Origin of the sequence: Pseudomonas sp. HMSC063H08, assembly GCF_001813645.1 — a bacterium.
Classification (GTDB): domain Bacteria; phylum Pseudomonadota; class Gammaproteobacteria; order Pseudomonadales; family Pseudomonadaceae; genus Pseudomonas; species Pseudomonas aeruginosa.
On record NZ_KV813471.1, the window covers coordinates 1 to 265 of the forward strand.

Genomic DNA, 265 nt, shown 5'->3' on the forward strand with positions numbered 1-265 from the left:
GCTAGCCAGTCTATCGCCGACAGCAACGTGGTTTCGTCGGCGATGCCCTCTAGCTTCACGCTTCGTCCCGTCTGGTTGTCCCGGATGACTAGGGTCGGGGTCGCTGTAATGCTCTTCGACCGTGCAGTGTCGATGTCCGTCTTGATCAACTGGTCCTCCAGGTCCATGTCTTTCGCACATTTCTCCAGTCGAGACTGGTCCAGTTCAGGAAAGTCTAATGTGCCGCTAGGCAACCCGCCCCCGTTGCCGGCCGACTGAGCGAAGA

The 265-nt window shown here is 58.5% G+C and carries 1 protein-coding gene; it reads right to left on the minus strand.

The annotated features are described in order from the left end of the window. Positions 1 to 265 (minus strand): DsbA family protein (locus HMPREF2924_RS36475; RefSeq protein ID WP_371915080.1); only part of this gene is annotated, 265 nt, incomplete at both ends.